Source organism: Nocardia sp. CC201C (assembly GCF_030010695.1).
Lineage (GTDB): Bacteria > Actinomycetota > Actinomycetes > Mycobacteriales > Mycobacteriaceae > Nocardia > Nocardia otitidiscaviarum.
Genome location: NZ_JASCXP010000113.1, coordinates 1 through 18,062, shown reverse-complemented (window position 1 = coordinate 18,062; position 18,062 = coordinate 1). Strand labels below are relative to the sequence as shown.

Annotated in this window: 17 protein-coding genes; 9 read left to right on the top strand and 8 right to left on the bottom strand. The window is 69.4% G+C overall.

The window, feature by feature from the left end:
* Positions 1 to 76 precede the first annotated feature (76 nt).
* The 3 genes from QK444_RS14485 to QK444_RS14475 all read right to left on the bottom strand — a co-directional run bounded on the left by QK444_RS14485 (position 77) and on the right by QK444_RS14475 (position 5,251).
* Positions 77 to 736 (bottom strand): HAD family acid phosphatase, encoded by a 660-nt coding sequence (locus QK444_RS14485; RefSeq protein ID WP_143982066.1) that lies wholly within the window; start codon positions 734 to 736, stop codon positions 77 to 79.
* A gap of 123 nt (positions 737 to 859) precedes the next feature.
* Complete coding sequence (smc, locus tag QK444_RS14480; protein ID WP_282780601.1) at positions 860 to 4,468, bottom strand: chromosome segregation protein SMC; 3,609 nt, start codon at positions 4,466 to 4,468, stop codon at positions 860 to 862.
* Positions 4,469 to 4,543: 75 nt separating this feature from the next.
* Positions 4,544 to 5,251, bottom strand: a complete 708-nt coding sequence (locus QK444_RS14475; RefSeq protein ID WP_282780599.1) for a winged helix-turn-helix domain-containing protein — start codon at positions 5,249 to 5,251, stop codon at positions 4,544 to 4,546.
* A 64-nt stretch (positions 5,252 to 5,315) separates the two neighbouring features.
* On the opposite strand from QK444_RS14475, the gene QK444_RS14470 reads away from it, so the two are divergent.
* Positions 5,316 to 6,026, top strand: a complete 711-nt coding sequence (locus QK444_RS14470) for a hypothetical protein (RefSeq protein ID WP_282780597.1) — start codon at positions 5,316 to 5,318, stop codon at positions 6,024 to 6,026.
* The gene (locus tag QK444_RS14465) at positions 6,023 to 6,847 is read left to right on the top strand and encodes an isocitrate lyase/phosphoenolpyruvate mutase family protein (RefSeq protein WP_282780596.1); all 825 of its coding nucleotides are present in this window, start codon (positions 6,023 to 6,025) and stop codon (positions 6,845 to 6,847) included. The genes QK444_RS14470 and QK444_RS14465 overlap by 4 nt, the downstream gene beginning before the upstream one ends.
* A gap of 17 nt (positions 6,848 to 6,864) precedes the next feature.
* On the opposite strand, the gene QK444_RS14460 is transcribed toward QK444_RS14465, so the two are convergent.
* Both QK444_RS14460 and QK444_RS14455 read right to left on the bottom strand, forming a co-directional pair.
* On the bottom strand, positions 6,865 to 7,332 hold the full coding sequence (locus QK444_RS14460) for a hypothetical protein (RefSeq protein WP_282780594.1): 468 nt from the start codon (positions 7,330 to 7,332) through the stop codon (positions 6,865 to 6,867).
* 10 nt (positions 7,333 to 7,342) lie between these two features.
* Positions 7,343 to 7,795: a DUF1707 domain-containing protein gene (locus QK444_RS14455; RefSeq protein WP_282780592.1), complete on the bottom strand. Its 453-nt coding sequence runs from the start codon at positions 7,793 to 7,795 to the stop codon at positions 7,343 to 7,345.
* A 146-nt stretch (positions 7,796 to 7,941) separates the two neighbouring features.
* Between QK444_RS14455 and QK444_RS14450 the strand changes: the two genes are divergently transcribed.
* From QK444_RS14450 to QK444_RS14440, 3 genes are all read left to right on the top strand, one after another.
* Complete coding sequence (locus QK444_RS14450; protein WP_143982073.1) at positions 7,942 to 9,174, top strand: acyl-CoA dehydrogenase family protein; 1,233 nt, start codon at positions 7,942 to 7,944, stop codon at positions 9,172 to 9,174.
* A 2-nt stretch (positions 9,175 to 9,176) separates the two neighbouring features.
* On the top strand, positions 9,177 to 10,301 hold the full coding sequence (locus QK444_RS14445; RefSeq protein WP_282780590.1) for an acyl-CoA dehydrogenase family protein: 1,125 nt from the start codon (positions 9,177 to 9,179) through the stop codon (positions 10,299 to 10,301).
* Between the two features lie 135 nt (positions 10,302 to 10,436).
* Positions 10,437 to 10,877 (top strand): carboxymuconolactone decarboxylase family protein, encoded by a 441-nt coding sequence (locus tag QK444_RS14440; RefSeq protein WP_186000547.1) that lies wholly within the window; start codon positions 10,437 to 10,439, stop codon positions 10,875 to 10,877.
* 89 nt (positions 10,878 to 10,966) lie between these two features.
* On the opposite strand, the gene QK444_RS14435 is transcribed toward QK444_RS14440, so the two are convergent.
* Together QK444_RS14435 and QK444_RS14430 are read right to left on the bottom strand one after the other, a co-directional pair.
* On the bottom strand, positions 10,967 to 12,337 hold the full coding sequence (locus QK444_RS14435; protein ID WP_282780587.1) for an NAD(P)/FAD-dependent oxidoreductase: 1,371 nt from the start codon (positions 12,335 to 12,337) through the stop codon (positions 10,967 to 10,969).
* A 66-nt stretch (positions 12,338 to 12,403) separates the two neighbouring features.
* The gene (locus tag QK444_RS14430) at positions 12,404 to 12,871 is read right to left on the bottom strand and encodes a hypothetical protein (protein WP_282780585.1); all 468 of its coding nucleotides are present in this window, start codon (positions 12,869 to 12,871) and stop codon (positions 12,404 to 12,406) included.
* A 167-nt stretch (positions 12,872 to 13,038) separates the two neighbouring features.
* On the opposite strand from QK444_RS14430, the gene QK444_RS14425 reads away from it, so the two are divergent.
* From QK444_RS14425 to QK444_RS14415, 3 genes are all read left to right on the top strand, one after another.
* Positions 13,039 to 13,482: a CBS domain-containing protein gene (locus tag QK444_RS14425; RefSeq protein WP_029930056.1), complete on the top strand. Its 444-nt coding sequence runs from the start codon at positions 13,039 to 13,041 to the stop codon at positions 13,480 to 13,482.
* Between the two features lie 28 nt (positions 13,483 to 13,510).
* Complete coding sequence (locus QK444_RS14420; protein WP_282780582.1) at positions 13,511 to 14,794, top strand: ArsB/NhaD family transporter; 1,284 nt, start codon at positions 13,511 to 13,513, stop codon at positions 14,792 to 14,794.
* Between the two features lie 90 nt (positions 14,795 to 14,884).
* Positions 14,885 to 16,969, top strand: a complete 2,085-nt coding sequence (locus tag QK444_RS14415; protein ID WP_282780580.1) for an acyltransferase family protein — start codon at positions 14,885 to 14,887, stop codon at positions 16,967 to 16,969.
* Between the two features lies 1 nt (position 16,970).
* Here QK444_RS14415 and QK444_RS14410 read toward each other — a convergent pair whose 3' ends face one another.
* Entirely contained in the window at positions 16,971 to 17,525 is a 555-nt protein-coding gene (locus QK444_RS14410; RefSeq protein WP_039816123.1) for a TetR/AcrR family transcriptional regulator, read from the bottom strand.
* A gap of 105 nt (positions 17,526 to 17,630) precedes the next feature.
* On the opposite strand from QK444_RS14410, the gene QK444_RS14405 reads away from it, so the two are divergent.
* A partial coding sequence (locus QK444_RS14405; protein ID WP_282780577.1) for a PaaI family thioesterase occupies positions 17,631 to 18,062 on the top strand: 432 nt, incomplete at its 3' end.

Here is an 18,062-nt window from a genome sequence, read left to right as displayed (position 1 = left end):
CGATCCGGGTGTCGGTGCCGCGCGACGGGAGGGGCGCTGCCGGAGCATCCGTCCCGCGCGGGCATCCGACAGGCGGTCAGGAGAGCGCGCCGTCGTAATCGGGCAGTTTGAAGGTCTGCTGCGCATGCCCGCCCGCGAGGTCCGAGGCGCTGTTGCCGATATTGGCGACGATCGTGTAGCCGTCACCCTCGATATCGATGCGGGCGTTGGTCTTGTACTCCTGCAATCCGGCCGACCCCGCGGACAGCGTGGTGAACGGGCTGCCGTACAGGCCGTCGACGGGATAGCCCACCGCCGACAGGTTGATCTGCGTGTAGATGTTCATCAGTGCCGGACGACCGGTGACGAAGATGATCGCCGCACCCTGCCCCTTCGCCCACTGCGCCAGCGCCAGCATGGGTGCCATGGCCGGAGTAATCACGCTCGGGTTGTACTGCGTCTCCAGCACGGTGTTGTCGATGTCGAACACGACGGCTGGTTTGGTCGACCCGGGCAACGCCCCGGTCAGATAGTCCCGAGCCTGCGCCGCGACCGTCTGCACCTCGGAGATCCACTGGGAGTACGGCGGCAGCTCACCGCCACCGGACAATGACGACGAGCCGGAACCACCGGAGAGCGAGGACGATCCGGACCCACCCGACAGGGAGGACGATCCGGTATCGCCCAGTGCCGACGGCAGCGGTGCGGCCAGGGTGACGGTGATGCCGAGTGCTATACCTGCGATAGAGCGCTTCATGACTCGGGGACGCTAACCGGCAACGTTCAGACGCGCAGGCGTTTCACTTTGCGGCACCGACGAATTCCCGTTCACCGGGACACCTGTCGCCGCAGTCTTGACGCGCTGCCGGGACAACCGGTATCAGGTCGTCGCGCCCACCAGATTCTCCCCGCGCATACGCTGGGAGATCACCTGGGTGATGCCGTCGCCGCGCATGCTCACGCCGTAGAGGGCGTCGGCGATCTCCATGGTCGGCTTCTGGTGGGTGATGACGATGAGCTGGGACTTCTCACGGAGTTGCTCGAACAGGCCGATGAGGCGACGCAGATTGGTGTCGTCCAGGGCCGCCTCGACCTCGTCCATCACGTAGAACGGGGAGGGACGGGCGCGGAAGATGGCGACCAGCAGGGCCACCGCGGTGAGGGACTTCTCGCCACCGGAGAGCAGGGACAGGCGCTTGACCTTCTTGCCCGGCGGGCGGGCCTCCACCTCGACGCCGGTGGCGAGCATGTCGGAGGGGTCGGTGAGCAGCAGGCGGCCCTCGCCGCCGGGGAACAGGCGGCTGAAGACACCGACGAACTCGCGCGCCACGTCCTCGTAGGCTTCGGTGAAGACCTGCAGGATGCGGGCATCCACCTCGGCGACCACGTCGAGCAGGTCCTGGCGGGCCTTCTTGACATCCTCGAGCTGGGTGGCGAGGAAGTTGTAGCGCTCCTCCAGGGCCGCGAACTCCTCCAGCGCAAGGGGATTCACCTTGCCGAGGGTGGTGAGATCCTTCTCGGCGCGCTTGGCGCGGCGCTCCTGAGTGGCCCGGTCGTAGGGCATGGGCTGCGGCGGGCTGACCGCCTCCCCGCGCTCCTTGGCCTGCTCGTACTCCATCATCTCCAGCGCGGTCGGCGGCATGGGCACATCCGGGCCGTACTCGTCGATGAGGTCGTCGAGGGCGATGCCGAACTGCTCGGAGATGGTGGTCTCCAACTGTTCGATGCGCAGCGCCGCCTGGGCGCGCGCCACCTCGTCGCGGTGCACGGCATCGGTGAGCTGGGCGAGCTGGGTGGTGAGGGCGCGGGCGCGCTCCTTGGTCTGATCCACCTGCGCGGCGCATTCGGTGCGGCGGCGCACCAGGTCGTCGCGGCGGGCCCCGGCCTGGGCGACCACCTTCTCGAGTTCGGCGGCCACCCGTTCGGCCGAGTCGGCGACCACGGCGGCCACCGCGGCGGCCTGGCGGCGGGCGGCCTGGGCACGTTCGGCGCGGGCCCGGTTCTCCCGTTCGGCGCGGGCGGCGCGGCGCAGCGAATCCGCTTTGCCACGTACGGATTCGGCGCGTTCCTCGGCGGTGCGCACGGCGAGCCGGGCCTCCACCTCCAGGGAGCGGGCCTCGGCCAGCGCGGCGGCGGCCTCCTCACGGGCGTAGCCGGCGGTCTCGGTGCCCGCGGCCTCGGGATCCATATCGGACTGTTCGAGTTCGGCGTGGCGCAGCCGATCCTCGAGTTCGGCCAGCTTCTCCAGGGTTTCCGCGCGGCCGGCCTCGGTGTCGTCGCGCTGGGCGAGCAGGCGTTCGCAGTCCTTCTGGGCGGCGCGGGCGGTCTGGCCGAGGCGGCCGAGCCGGTCGTAGATGGAGACCAGCGCCTGATCGGATTCGTGCAGGGCGAGCAGGGCGTGGTCGACAGCCTCCTTGCGGTCCGCCTGCTCGGCCAGCGCTCCCGCCAGGGCCGCCTCGAACTCCTCGGACTGGCGCTGCCAGGACGCCAATTCCTGCTGGGCGGCATCGATCTCGGCCTGCACCTCGAGCTGGCTGGGGGCACGGTCGGAGCCGCCGAGCACCCAGCCGGAGCCGGTGAGATCGCCGTCGCGGGTGACGACCCGCAGCTCGGGTCGGACCGTGACGAGTTCCCGTGCGGCGGAGAGGTTCTCGACAACGGCGACGCCCGTGGTGAGGGCGGCGACCGCGGCGCGCAGGGATGCGGGGCAGTCGATCACGTCCAGCAACCAGCGCGCGCCACCGGGCAGTTCCCCGCTCGGCACCGAATTCGCCTGTGCGGCATCGGAGTAGACCACGGCGGCGCGTCCGCCGTCGGCCTCCTTGAGCGCTCGCACCGCACCGTGGGCGGAGGATCCGGTGTCGGCGGTGACGGCGTCGGCGAGCGGCCCGAGCGCGGCGGCCACGGCCGCTTCGAAACCGCTGTCCACCCGCAACTGCCCGGACAGCGGTCCGAGCAGTCCCTCGGCGCGGTGTTCGAGCAGCCAGGCGGCACCGTCGCGGCGCTGCAAACCCATGGTCAGCGCCTCGACGCGGGCGGCGAGCGAGGCGACCCGCTTGCCCGCCTCGCGGTCGCGCTCACGCAGTTCGGTGACCCGCTGGTCGGCCAGTTCGAGGGCCTGCGCGGCATGTTCGTACTGTGCGTCGAGCCCTTCCTCGCCCGCGTCGAGTTCGCTCAATTCGGCTTGGACGGACTCGAATTCGGCGTCGGCGGCCTCGCCGCGCTGCCGTGCCTCGGCAATGGCGGTCGAGAGGCGCTGGATCTCGCCGTCCACCGACTGGGCGCGAATCCGCAGCGAGTCCACCTGCCCGGACAGGCGGGCGAGACCCTCGCGCCGGTCGGCGATGGCGCGCACGGCGGCCAGATGCGCCTGCTCGGCGGCCTTGGCGGCCTGCTCCCGTTCGTGCAGCTGTTCCCGGGCGGCTTCCAGTGTTTCCGCGGCCATTTCGACGGCCGCGACCAGCTCGGCCTCTTCGGCCTCCACCCGATCCGCTTCGCGTTCCAACTGTTCGGGGTCGCGCCCGCTGCCGGTGGGCTGTTCGATGGTGAGGTTGCGGGCCCGGTCGCGGGCGATGCGGATGGTGGCGTTGACCCGCTCGGTCAGCGCCGAGAGCTGGAACCAGCTCTGCGCCGCCGCCTCCGCGCCCGGGGTGAGCTTGGACAGCTCGAATTCCTGCTGCGCGAGCGCCGCATTGGCGGCGTCGAGTTCGGCCTGCACGTTGATCTGCTGTTCGCGCGCGTACGCTTCCTTGCTCTGCTGCCCGTCCAGGTCGCGGCGGCGCGACACCAGATCGTCGGCGGCCAGTCGCAGCCGCGCGTCCCGCAGCTCGGATTGCACGGTCGCCGCCCGCCGCGCGACCTCGGCCTGCCGCCCGAGCGGTTTGAGCTGGCGGCGCAGTTCGGTGGTGAGGTCGGTGAGGCGCGCCAGATTGGCCTGCATGGCATCGAGCTTGCGCACCGCCTTCTCCTTGCGGCGGCGATGCTTCAGCACGCCCGCGGCCTCCTCGATGAAGGCGCGCCGATCCTCCGGCCGCGATTCCAGGATGGCCGACAGCTGCCCCTGCCCGACGATGACGTGCATTTCGCGGCCGATGCCGGAGTCGCTGAGCAGTTCCTGCACATCCATGAGACGGCAGGAGTTGCCGTTGATCTCGTACTCGCCCGCGCCGTCGCGGAACATGCGGCGGGTGATGGAGACCTCGGAGTATTCGATGGGCAGCGCCCCGTCGGAGTTGTCGATGGTGAGCGTGACCTCGGCACGACCCAGCGGGGCGCGACCCGCCGTCCCGGCGAAGATGACGTCCTGCATCTTCCCGCCGCGCAGCGCCTTCGCCCCCTGCTCACCCATCACCCAGGTGAGCGCGTCGACGACATTCGATTTCCCCGACCCGTTCGGCCCCACCACGCAGGTGATACCCGGTTCGAACCGGAGCGTCGTCGCGGACGCGAAGGATTTGAAGCCCTTCAGCGTCAGACTCTTCAGGTGCACAGTCGGCCAGGTTACCCGCTCGGCTCGGGTAGCCATGCGTATGCCGGTGCCCGAGTCCGGCGGCGGGCGGCGGGATCAGCGCAGCAGGGCCGGATCGATACCGAGCAGATCGAACAAACCGGACTCGCCCGCGCCGGTGGCTCGCACGGCCCGCCCCCTCCCTATCCGCTCGAGCCAGCCCAGCTCGAGCAGCCGGCGGCACAGCTGCGCCCCGGCCGCACCGCCGAGGTGGATGCGGCGTTCGGTCCAGTCGAGGCAGGGACGCACCACGGGGCGGCGGGTTCGGTGCAGCGCGGCCGGGTCGATGCCGAGCCGGTCGGTCAGCAGCACCATTCCGGATTCGGTGAGCGCGAATCCGGTGGTGGTCTCCAGGTGTCCGCGCGCGCCGAGCGCATCGGTGACGGCAACGCCGAGCCGACCCGCGAGGTGGTCGTAGCAGGTGCGTCCCCGAGCCAGTGTGGCCGCGACCGTACCGGCCCGCAGCCCGGTCACCGGCTCATCCGGCGCGTCGACCGCGGCCGCCATCGCCTCGAGCAGTTCGGCGATCCGGGGATTCGCCACCCGCACATAGCGGTGCCGCCCCTGCCGATGCTCCGCCAGCAGCCCGCCGTCGACGAGTCGGTGCACCTGCTCGGTGGCCGTCGACGCGGCCACCTCGGCGTACCGCGCCAGTTCCCCTACCGTCCAGGCGCGACCGTCCAGCAGCGCCAAGCACATGACAGCGCGGGTGCGGTCGGCCAGCAGAGCCGCCAGCCGAGCCAGTTCGGTTCCTCGGGAGAGCACCGGACCATGATCGCGCGCCGACACTTCGGCGCGCACCGAAACGTTCCGGCCCTACGGTCGGCCCATGCGCCGGACCTGCCCGATGATCACCGACCCGAACCGGGTGCGCGAAGCCTTGCGCACCATGCCCGTACCGACCTTTCCCACCGCGACGGCCGCCACCGGCACGGCCTGGCTGCGCGCCCACGTGCCCCGTTTCAGCGAAGGACCGGACCACGCGCGCCGCCGCGCCCTGGTGATCGCGGAACTCGACCGACTCTCCCCCACCGACCTGCGCCACCGGGTGCGCGCGGTGGCCGACCACCCGCTGCCGCACATCGAGGTATTGCTGAAAGCGATGGGCCTGCACCACATCCCGGCCGCCACCGTGGCGGTGATCGCCGCGCACTACCAGCCGCACGAGCCGGACAGCACCGCGGCCGACGCCGCGGTGGACGCCTTGGTCGCGGCGTGCGGAGGAGTAGCCGACGAGGTGACGGCCGCCCGGATCTGCGTCCTCGTCCAAGCCTGCGTGGCCACCGATGTACTGGTCACCCAAGCCCGCGACCTGATCGCCCGCCACACACCCCGATCGTGGTCCCCCGACGAGATCCTCGCCCGAACCATGATCGAGAGCCCGCCGCTGCGCTCGACCCGACGTGTCATCGGAGGTGAACAGGTGGAACTCGATCTGCGCCACCCCGGATTGGGTTGGGGCGCAGGCCCACACGCCTGCCCCGGCCGCCCCCAGGCGATTGCCCTCGCCGCCGGAATCCTCGAAGGGACCACCGCGTGACCAAGTCCGAGATCTTCCGCGAGCTGCACTACGGCCCCGAACCCCTGATACTGTCCAATGCCTGGGATTTCGGCTCGGCGGCGCTCCTGGCCGCCGCCGGATTCCCGGCCGTCGGCACCACCAGCCTCGGCATCGCGGCGGCGGCGGGCCTTACCGACGGAATCGGCGCGACCGCAGCCGAAACTCGTACACTGGCACGACAATTGGCGCGGCTATCGATTCCGGTGACGGTCGATATCGAAGCCGGATTCCACACCGACCCCGCCGAGATCGCGGCTTTCGTCGCCGAACTGGCCGAATTCGGCACGGCGGGCGTGAACGTGGAAGACGGTCGCACCGGCACCTCACTCGCGACCCTGGAACAGCAGGCCGACATCATCACCGCGATCAAGAAACGAACTCCGGACATTTTCGTCAATGCCAGAGTAGACACCTACTGGTTGAACCTGGACCTCGATTCGACGACTTCCCGAGCCGGGAGATACGTGACCGCCGGTGCGGACGGCGTCTTCATTCCCGGGGTCTCGGACATCACCGAGATCGCACGATATGTCCAGGCCGTGCCCGTGCCGCTCAACGTGCTCTATTCCACGGGAGGGCCGACCATTTCGGAACTCGCCGCCGTCGGGGTACGGCGGATCAGCACGGGGTCACTGCTGTATCGACGAGCGCTGGGCGCGGCGGTAGCAGCAGCTCTCGCAGTTCGAACCGGCCAGGATGTCATCGGCGAAATGCCGAGCTATTCAGAGATACAATCGTCGATTTCCAATCCAGTGCCCGACGCGGTCGCACGCCGCCACATCGCCGAACACATTCAATAGCCTTTTGCTCTCTGCGGCTACACGTCCCGATCGCGTGCCCCCTGCACCAACTGCCGCCGCCACATCTCCAGCAGCACCACCCCGATCACGGTAGGCCCCAACCACGCAACGAGTTGCGCCCCGCCGCGCAGTGGCCCGTCGATGGCGAAGCTGACCACCACCGTCGCCGTGATGAGCGCGATGTAGGAGCCACCGAGACCGTGCACGTAAGCATGGGTCCACTTTCCCGCTCGCCCGGCCGAATACCGCCCCAGCCACGCCAGACCGAATGTCAGCACGGAGAGCGGAATCAGCCCCCACAGTTCGGGCCGCCACCACAGCACCAGGGCGACGGCCGAAAGGCAGACGGCGGCAACCACTCCCAGGTAGGCGACGCCGATGTCTCCCGATCGCCGCCAGTGCGCATCGGCCCACATGAGCACGGGGCCGAGCAGCAGTCCGGCTGCACCGACGAGAATGTGGAACGTCAGGACGGTCGCGTACACGGGCCTGCACCTACCTCGCTCGCGGATGCCTTCCGCAGCTGGACGATTCCCAGCCGGTGAGCATGCGGAACACCAGCACGCCGCCCCACGGCACGATGACCCAGAACGGCCAGAAGTAGGTGGGTTCGCCCGCCGCGATGGAGATCATGGCCCAGATGGCCAGGCACAGCAGGCCGACGCCGAACCAGGCGCTGCCCTCGATGCGCTGCCAGACGGGGATGCGCGGGGTGCGCTGCCGCACTGTTGTTTTCGCGAGTTCGGGCAGGTCGGCGAGGACCACGTGCAGCCCTTCGCGAGTGGGGGTGGCGTAGACCTGGGCCGCGCGCTCGTCGTATTCGGTGGTGGTGATGCGGCCTTCGGCCATGTGGCGACCGAGCTGTTCGATGACGGCCGCGCGCTCGGCGTCCGAGGCGCGGGTGCCGGAGGCGATATCCATGTCCAGATCCTCCCGAGATTCTTCCATTGTGGAAGGTGAGACTCATATTAATACTCCATAGTGGAATGTCAAGGGCATTGCCGGCGGCTCAAGTGATGGCAGGTGCCAGCACATTTGCCAGCAGGGCATTCGCGATGAGATGGTTATGAGCAGTTCTCAGGCAAGGAGTCATCGTGGATCTGGACTGGTCGCCCGCCGATCTGGCGTTTCGTGATGAGGTGCGAAGTTTCCTCGACGAAAAGTTAACCCCTGATCTTCGTCGGGCCGGGCAGTTGGCGACGAGCGTCTACCCGGATCACGAAGCCAGCATGCGGTGGCAGCACATCCTGCACGAACGCGGCTGGGCGGCTCCCGCGTGGCCGGTGCGGCACGGCGGCTGCGACTGGAGCCTGACGCAGCACTACATCTTCAGCCGCGAGTGCACGCTCGCCGGTGCGCCCAACCTGTCCCCCATGGGCATCCGCATGGTCGCGCACGCCATCATGGCGTTCGGCACCGAGGAACAGCAGAACTACTTCCTGCCGGGCATCCTGACCGGCGAGGTGTTCTTCTGCCAGGGCTACTCGGAGCCCGAGTCGGGGTCGGATCTGGCCTCGCTGTCGATGGCCGCGGTCGACGACGGCGACGATTTCATCGTCACCGGCTCGAAGATCTGGACCACCCACGCCACCGAGGCCAACTGGATCTTCGCCCTGGTGCGCACCTCCAAACAGGCCAAGAAGCAGCAGGGCATCACCTTCCTGCTCATCGATATGCGCACCCCCGGCATCGAGATCCGGCCGCTGGTCATGACTTCCGGTGAGCAGGTGCAGAATCAGGTCTTCTTCGACCAGGTGCGGGTGCCCAAGAAGAATGTGCTGGGCCAGATCGACGACGGCTGGACCGTGGCCAAATATCTGCTGATCTTCGAACGCGGCGGCGGGGCGGCCGCGCCCGCGCTCCAGGTGATGGCCGAGGAACTCGCGCAGGCCGCCGCCACCCAGCCCGGCCCGGACGGCACGCCGCTCATCGACGATCCCGGATTCGCCCGCCGGCTCGCCGACGCGCGGATCCGCGCCGATGTGCTCGAAGTGCTGGAATATCGCACCCTGTCGGCCATATCGCGCGGCAAGGATCCGGGTTCGGCGGCGTCGACCATCAAGATCCTCGGCACCGAGCTGAGTCAGGTGCTCACCGAACTCGCCCTGGAGGCGGCGGGCCCGCGCGGCCGCGCCTATCAACCGCACGCCACCATGCCCGGTGGCCCGGTCGTCGATTTCACCGCTCCCGCAGACGGATTCGTCAGCGGCGAGGAATGGCAGGCGGTCGCGCCGCTGCGGTACTTCAACGACCGCGCCGGTTCGATCTACGCCGGCAGCAACGAGATTCAGCGCAACATCATCGCCAAAGCCACCCTGGGACTGTAGTCATGGACTTCGAATTCACACCCGAGCAGAACATGCTCCGCGACGCCGTCACCGGGTTCCTCGCGGCCCGCTACGACCTCGAAACCAGCCGTGCCGCGGCCCGTCTGGGCGCGGGCTGGCAGCCCGAGATCTGGCGCGGGCTGGCCGAGGAGGTCGGCGTGCTCGGCGCCAGCCTGCCGGAATCGGTGGGCGGTATCGGCGGCGGGCCGGTCGAGACGATGATCGTCGCCGAAGCGCTCGGCGGCGCACTCGTGGTGGAACCGTATGTCGACACCGTGGTGGTCGGCGGCGGCCTGCTGCGGCGGTCGGACGGCAAACGCGCCGAGGATCTGCTCGCCGGCATCGCCGCGGGCGAGGTGGTCACCGCCTTCGCCGCGCTGGAACCCCAGGCCGGATACGACCTCGGGCAGGTGCGCAGCACCGCGCGCCGCGAGGGTGACGACTGGGTGCTGGACGGCACCAAGATCGTGGTCACCACCGCTCCCCTGGCCACCCATCTGCTGGTCACCGCCACCGTCGACGATGGTATCGCCCTGTTCGTCCTCGATTTCGATGCCGCCGCCCCACCCGCCGGGCTCACCGTCGACAGCTACCGCACCATCGACGAGCGCCGCGCCGCCGACCTCACCTTCACCGGCGTACGCCTGCCCGCCGACGCGCTGCTGCTGACCGACGCCGCCGACGCGGTGACCGCCACCCGGGACGAGGCCATCGCCGCGGTCTGCGCCGAGGCCGTCGGGGCCATGCGCAAGGTGCTCACCGACACCGTCGAGTACACCAAGCAGCGCCAGCAGTTCGGGGTGCCGATCGCCAGCTTCCAGGCCCTGCAACACCGCATGGTCGATATGCATCTGGAGTTCGAACAGGCCGTCGCCGCAACCTATCTGGTGACCATGAAGCTCACCGCCGAACCCGCCGAGCGGGCCCGGGCGGTCGCCGCCGCCAAGGCCACCGTCGCCCGCGCCGCCCGCACCATCGGGCAGGAGGGCGTGCAGCTGCACGGCGCCATGGGCATGACCGAGGAACTGGCCATCGGCCACTTCTTCAAACGGCTCACCGCGATTCAACACGAGTACGGCAGCGCCGATCACCACATCGCCCGCTATGCGGCATTGACCCGCCCCTGACGCCACCCGCGCGGTCCGCTCCGGGCGGGCCGCGCGGTCGGTGACGGACGCCACATTCGAACCCGTCACGCGCCACGCCCCTGCCTCGTCCAAGGGTTGTGCCGAACCGTTCGGCATCGACGAAAGGATGAGCACATGTCGCGTCTGAATCTGCCGAAGCTGGCCCCCGAGGTCTACCGGGCCTGGGCCGCCGCGGAGACGGCGATCGGGCAGGGCCCGCTCGACCCGGTGGTGCGCGAGCTGGTGAAGATTCGCGTCTCCCAGATCAACGGCTGCCTGTTCTGCATCGACATGCACACCACGCAGGCGCGCAAGGAGGGCGAGAGCGAGCAGCGGATCTTCCACCTGAACGCCTGGCGGGAATCGACCCTGTTCACCGACACCGAGAAGGCCGCCCTCGACTATGCCGAGGCGGCAACCGAACTCGGCCCGCACGGCGTGAGCGACGAGATCTGGGCCGCCGTCGAAAAGCACTTCGACGAGGGCCAACGCGGCGGCCTGGTCGCCATCACCGCGCAGATCAACCTGTGGAACCGGCTCGGCGTGCCGCTGCGGTTGCAGCCCGGCGGCTACTGATCACAGGGCGCGGATCCCGACCACGACGGCTGGCGACCACGTCGAGCTTCCCTGCCAGGTGCCATCGGGCACCCGGGCAGGGAGTGCGATCAGGACAGATCCGCCAGTGCGGCCTCGATGGCACGGTGAAACGTGGGATACGCCAGGATCATTCGGCGCAGGGTGGTGACGGGCACCTCCGCGTGCACCGCGACCGAGAGCGCGCTGAGCACCTCACCACCCCACGGGCCGACCGAGGTGGCGCCCACCAGCACGCCGCGCCCGGCATCCTCGACGACCTTGACGAAGCCCGCGTTGCCGACCTTGTGTATCCACCCGCGCGTCGAGGCCGGTACCTCGACGCTGCCGACGCGCACCGACAGCCCGGCATCGCGCGCCTGTGCCTCGGTCAGACCGACCGCACCGATCTCCGGATCGGTGAAGGTGACCCGGGGCACCGCCCGGTAGTCGCCGGATTCGCCACTGCCGCCGAGGATGTCGTGCACCGCGATCCGCGCCTGGTACATGGACATGTGGGTGAACTCGCCCTTGCCGGTGACATCGCCGATGGCCCACACCCCGTCGGCGGCCCGCATCCGCTCGTCCACCTCGATGCGCTTCGCGCTCTCGTCCAGGCCGACCGCGCCGACGCCGAGCCGGGACAGGTCGGTGTGGCGACCGGTCGCGACCAGCATCCGCTGCGCGTAGTGCACATCGCCGTCGTCGGTGTGCACGACGAACCGGTACCCGTCGTGGTCCACCTGTTTCGGCGTGGTGCCCGTGCGCACTCGAATCCCTTCGGCGGCAAAGGCTTCGGCCAGCACCGCTGCGGCCTCCGGTTCGTCCCTGGGCACCAGTCGGCTGCGCACCAGCATGGTCACCGCGCTGCCGAAGCGCGCGAAGATCTGCGCGAATTCGCAGGCCACGGGCCCGCCGCCGAGCACGATCACCGATTCGGGGGCCGCGGTGACGGTCACCGCGTCCCGGTTGGTCCAGAACGGCGTGCGGTCGAGGCCGGGAATGGGCGGAATCGTCGGTGCCGTACCGGGATTGAGCACGATCGCACGTTCGGCCCGGAACACCCGCGCCCCGTCGGCGGTGTCGACGGTCACCTCCCCCGGCGCGCTGATCCGTCCCCATCCGCGCACGAACCGGCCGCCGGACTTCTCGAACCGGTGCACGGCCGCGGCGTCGTTCCAGTCGTCGGTGGCCTCGTCGCGAATGCGGCGCGCGACAGGAGCCCAATCATGCCGCACGGTGGCCGACCCGGCCAGCGTGTCCACCCGCCGCCCCTCGGCCACGGCGGCGGCCGCCCGCACCATCATCTTGGTGGGAATGCACGCGTAGTAGGGGCATTCGCCGCCGACGAGCCGCCCCTCCACACCGACCACCGACAGTCCGGCCTCGGCCAGCCGGGTCGCGGCGTCCTCACCGCCGGGCCCCATTCCGACCACCACCGCATCGACCGTCTCGACCGCCATGCCCCGCTCCCTCTCACTGGATTCCGGCCACCCGCACGCCGTGCCGACGATACGCGGCGGCCCAACTCAATCCGAGGAACCGCCGCCGGACCCGCTGTCGCTGGAACCTCCGCCGGAACTGTCGGAGGCACCGCCGCTGTAGCCGCTGTCGCCGACACCGCCGCCCGATCCGACGTCGCCGGAACCGCCGTTCCACCAGCCGGAGTCGCCGTGGACGTAGCCGTGATTCGCGTGCCCGTGATAGCCGGTGTGGTGCTGGCCGTGCTGACCACCCGGGTGGTGGCCGTCGTCGTATCGGTCCGAACCGCCCCTCGGAAGGTCGGGATGCCATGCCGGGCTCCCGTCGTACCCGGACGGCCGGTATCCCGGCGGTGGTCCGCCCCGGCCGCGCTGTCCCGGCCCCTGCGGGGTGAAGGCCAGGGGGTCGACGCGTTCGACGCGCCGCCGCGTGCTTCGGGCGATCAGCACGACCAGCAGCGCCGCCAACGCGAGCAGTGCGAGAACCACGCCGATGATCATCACGAGTGACACCATGTCCGGATTATCTGTTTCGACACGCCTTTACGCATCAGCTGCGCGACCGCGACCGCCGCGACTCCGCTCACAGCCCCGGGACCAGTGAGTTTCGGTCACACTCGCTAATTCGATCTTGACGTATTCTCTTCGCGTGATGGCCGGGCGGAGCGTCGTATCCTGCACCTATGCATGCCGCACAGTTGGCCGAGGAGTTCCCGGTGGTGTCCCTGGACACCGATGCGCTGGAGGCGGCCGGACTCATGGCGGAGCATCGGCTGCCGGGCATCATGGTGATGGGACCGGACGGCTGTCCGGCGGCCGTGCTGGCCGCCTGGCAGGTGGTGCGCTTCATCATCCCGAAGTACGTGCAGGACGATCCGTCGCTGGCCGGGGTGTTGGACGAGCCCATGTGCGACAAGACCGTGAAACGCCTGCGGGGCAAGAAGGTCCGCGACGTGATGCCGGACAAGCCCGGCGGTATTCCGACCGCCCGACCCGACGACACCATTGTGGAAGTGGCGGCGACCATGGCCCGGCACCGCTCGCCGATCGTCGCGGTGCTGGACGGCAGGCGACTGCTCGGCGTGGTCACCTCGTCGCGACTGCTGGCCGCCGCACTCCAGGTCTGACGGCCGTCCGCGCCCACGGGGTCGCCCGATGACCGCGGTGGCCGTGGCGGTTTTCCTCATCGCCTACGCCCTCATCGCCTCCGAGCGGGTGCACAAGACCACCGCGGCGCTGGGCGGCGCGGCCATCGTGCTGGCGCTGGGCGTGCTCGATGCCGACGACGTCTTCTACTCGCACGAGACCGGCATCGACTGGAATGTCATCTTCCTGCTGCTCGGCATGATGATCATCGTCGGTGTGCTGCGCCAGACCGGGGTCTTCGAGTACACGGCGGTGTGGGCGGCCAAACGCGCGCGCGGTTCCGCGCTGCGGGTCATGATCCTGCTGACCCTCATCACCGCCGTCGCGTCGGCCTTCCTCGACAATGTGACCACGGTGCTGCTCATCGCCCCGGTCACGCTGCTGGTGTGCGAACGCCTGGAGGTGCCGCCCGCGCCCTTCCTGATCGCCGAGGTGCTGGCGTCGAATATCGGCGGCGCGGCCACCCTCATCGGCGATCCGCCCAATATCATCATCGGCAGCCGGGCCGATCTGTCGTTCAACGACTTCCTGTGGAATATGGCCCCCATCGTGCTGCTGGTGCTGCTGGTGCTCATCGCGCTGCTGCCCCGGCTGTTCCGGGGTTCGTTCGAGGTGAATCCGGAGCGGGCGGCCGATGTGATGGCGCTCAACGAGCGCGAGGCGATTCGCGATCCGCGGCTGCTGGTGAAGTGCGGCATCGTGCTCGCCGCCGTATTCGCCGGATTTGTCGGGCATTCCGTCTTCCAGATCGAACCGTCGGTGGTGGCCCTGCTCGGCGCGGGCGTCCTGGTCCTGATCTCCGGCCTTCCACAACGCGATTACCTCGCCTCCGTGGAATGGGAGACGCTGCTGTTCTTCGTCGGCCTGTTCATCATGGTCGGCGCACTGGTGAAGACCGGCGTCATCGAGCGGCTCGCCGCCCGCGCCACCGAGGTCACCGGCGGCGACGCCCTGCTGGCCACCATGCTCATCCTGGTGATCTCGGCCGTGCTCTCGGGCATCATCGACAACATCCCCTATGTCGCCACCATGAGTCCGCTGGTGGCGGATCTGGCGGGCAGTATGGACCAGCACGCGGAGGCGCTGTGGTGGTCGCTGGCCCTGGGCGCGGACTTCGGCGGCAATCTTACCGCCGTCGGCGCGAGCGCGAACGTGGTCATGCTGGGCATCGCCCGACGAGCCGACACGCCGATCTCGTTCTGGGAATTCACTCGCAAGGGCATGGTGGTGACGGCGGTGAGCGTCGCGGTGGCGGCACCGTATCTCTGGCTGCGCTATTTCGTTCTCGCCTGACCCGCCCACCGGTGAGAATCCGCACATTACCGTCACGATCTGCGTGGCGATTTCGTGCTGAGGCGTGCGATACTCCAGAATTGCCGCGCCATGTCTGTCTCTTCCACGTCATCGTCGACCACGCCGGGCACCGGGTCCGGCGACGCCGCCCCGCGCCGCCGCGAATACCGTCTCGACCTGGACGGCCTACGCGGAATAGCCATCGCGCTGGTGGTGGTGTTCCACATCTGGTTCGGCCGGGTGTCCGGCGGCGTGGACGTCTTCCTGGTGCTGTCGGGCTTCTTCTTCACCGGGATGCTGCTGCGGCAGGCCGAGACGGGTTCGGTGGGTATCCGGCAGACGCTGCGGCGCACCGGGCGGCGGCTGCTGCCGGCCATGGTGGTGGTGCTGACCGCCGTGGCCGTCGCGACGGTCGTCTTCCAGCCGTACACCCGCTGGTCCGATATGGCCGCGCAGACGCTGGCCTCGCTGTTCTACTACCAGAACTGGTACCTGGCGGCGGCGTGGACCGACTATCTGGCGGCCGATCCCGCCGTGAGTCCGCTCCAGCATCTGTGGTCGATGTCGGTGCAGGGGCAGATGTACGTGGCGCTGCTGGCCCTGGTCGCCCTGGTGACCTTCGTCTGTCGCCGCAACGATCGAACCGGGTCGGTGACCGCGTGGGTGGCCGCGTTGTTCGGCGTGCTGACCGTCGCCGCACTTCTGCATGCGACGCAAGGGGTTTCGAATCAGCAGGGCTGGAACTACTACGACACCTTCGCGCGCGCCTGGGAGCCGCTGGTGGGTGCGCTGCTGGCGATGGCCGCACCGCACATCGCACTGCCTCGCCTGGCCCGCGCGGTGCTGGCGGTCGCGGGCCTGTCCGCCATCGTGGCCTGCGGTTGGCTGATCGACGGCGCCGCCCGCTTCCCCGGTCCGGCGGCATTGCTGCCGGTGGGCGCGACCGTGGCCCTCATCGCGGCGGGCGCGAATCTCGGTGGGGCGCGGCAGCCGTGGGTGAACCGGATGCTGGCCAGCGCTCCGGCGGTGCGGCTGGGATCGCTCGCGTACTCGCTGTACCTGTGGCACTGGCCGATTCTCATCTTCATGCTCGGCGAAACACAGTCGCGCACAGCGGGAGTGGTCGGCGGTTCGGCGGTGATCGCAGCCTCCCTGCTGCTCGCCTACGCCACCAACCGCTTCATCGAGGAACCGCTGCGGGTGCGCGGTGAACCCACCGCCGACCGCGACTACCGGCTGCGCACCGGCTTCGCCACCGCGACCGTCGGCATTCTGCTGGTCGGATGCGCGTTCACCTGGCAGGTGATCAACGGCTCGAAGCTGCAACCGGTGGGCGAGCTCGATCCGGTGCGCTACCCGGGGGCGGAGGCGCTCATCGCGCACGCGCCGGTGCCCAATGCCGAGATGCGCCCGACCATCGCGGAGGCGCCCGCCGACAACGCCTATCCCACCCGGGACGGCTGCATCTCCGACTTCGACACCCGCGCCGTCATCACCTGCGAGTACGGCGACACCTCGGCGACCCGCACCATTGCCGTGGTCGGCAATTCCCATGCCGAGCACTGGATTCCGGCCCTGCACCTGCTGGGTGAGGAGCACGGTTTCCGGCTGGTCGTCTTCCTGAAGATGGGCTGTCCGTTGACCGTGGCCGCGGAGCCCATGTACAAGGGCCTGCCCATCGCCGACTGCCGCGACTGGTCCGCGGAGGTCATCGACCGGCTCGGCGAGGACAAGCCGGACTGGGTGTTCACCACCGGCACCCGCCCCGCCGACGCGGGCGGCGACGAGACGCCGACGGACTACCTGGATGTGTGGACCGCCCTGGAGGATCGCGGCCTGCACGTGCTCGCGATGCGCGACACCCCGTGGTTGCGCCGCGACAAGGTGCGCTACCGCGCCATCGACTGTCTGGCCGCCGGTGGCGATCGGGTGAGCTGCGGCATGAAGCGGGAGGACGCGCTGTCCAACGTCAATCCGGCCGCCGCGCCCGCCGAGGACTTCCCGAATGTCTTCCCGCTGGATCTCTCCGACGCGGTGTGCCGTCCGGACGTGTGCTCGGTGATCGAGGGCAATATCCTCGTCTACCACGACGAGCACCACCTGACCGCGAGCTACTCGCGGTCGCTGGCACCGGAACTGGGCCGCCAGCTGCAACCGCTGCTGGGTTGGTGGTGAGCTAGCGCGGCAGCAGCGGCACCAGCTGTTCCCGCACCTCGTCCAGCGGCCGGGTCGTTTTCAACGCCCGCGCCTGGATGATGGCCCCCTCGATGGCGCTGAGCATGAATCCGGCCAGTGACCGCGCCCGCTCCTCGGGGAGACCCTGGCGGGTGAGCGCGGCGGCGAGCCGTTCGGTCCAGTCGCCGAAGGCCAGTGCCGCGACGGCCTGCACGCGTGGCTCGTCCTCGGCCAGGGCGGCGCTGACCACCGGGCAGCCCGCGCCGAAGGCGCTGCGTTCCAGATTGCGCTTCCACCAGTCGAGCAGGGACACCAGCCAGTCCTCCGCGGTGCCGGTGGACATGAACGTGTCGATGAGCGCGGACATGCGGTCGGCCGCCACCCGAGTGGCGGCCTCCACGAGTTCCCCCTTGCCCTCGGGGAAGTGCTGGTAGAGCGAGTTGCGGGATGCGCGGCTGCGATCCAGCAGGGCGGACAGTCCCGCACCGTGCACACCCTGCTCCCGCACCAGTTCGATGGCGCTCTCGATCAACCGGTCCCGGGGTCCGGCGCTCATGCGATCTCCTGACGGTCGTGCGGCACGGGTCTTGCGTGAACCGATCGGTCCATGGTCCAATCATGACAGATGTGAACCGATCGGTTCACCGAAAGGATGCCATTCATGACCGCCCCCGAGATCGACTTCGCCGCACTGTCGGGCCTGGAGCTGCTGCGGACCGCCATGAGCATGTCGGAGCGCCCGCCCTACATCGGCGATCTGCTCGGTATCGAGGTCGATTCGCTGGAGGAGGGTGAGGTCGTGTTCAGCCTGCGCACCCGCCCGGACTTCGCCAACCCGCTCGGCACCACCCACGGCGGCATCTGCGCCACCCTGCTGGATTCGGTCATGGGCTGCGCGGTGCACACCACCCTCCCGGCGGGGGTCGGCTACACCACGCTCGGGCTGGAGATCAAATACATTCGCGCGGTCCCCACCGACGGCCGCACGCTCACCGCCACCGGCACCACCATCCACGTCGGCCGCACCACCGCCACCGCCGAGGGCCGCGTCACCGACGACCAGGGCCGCCTGGTCGCGCACGCCACCACCACC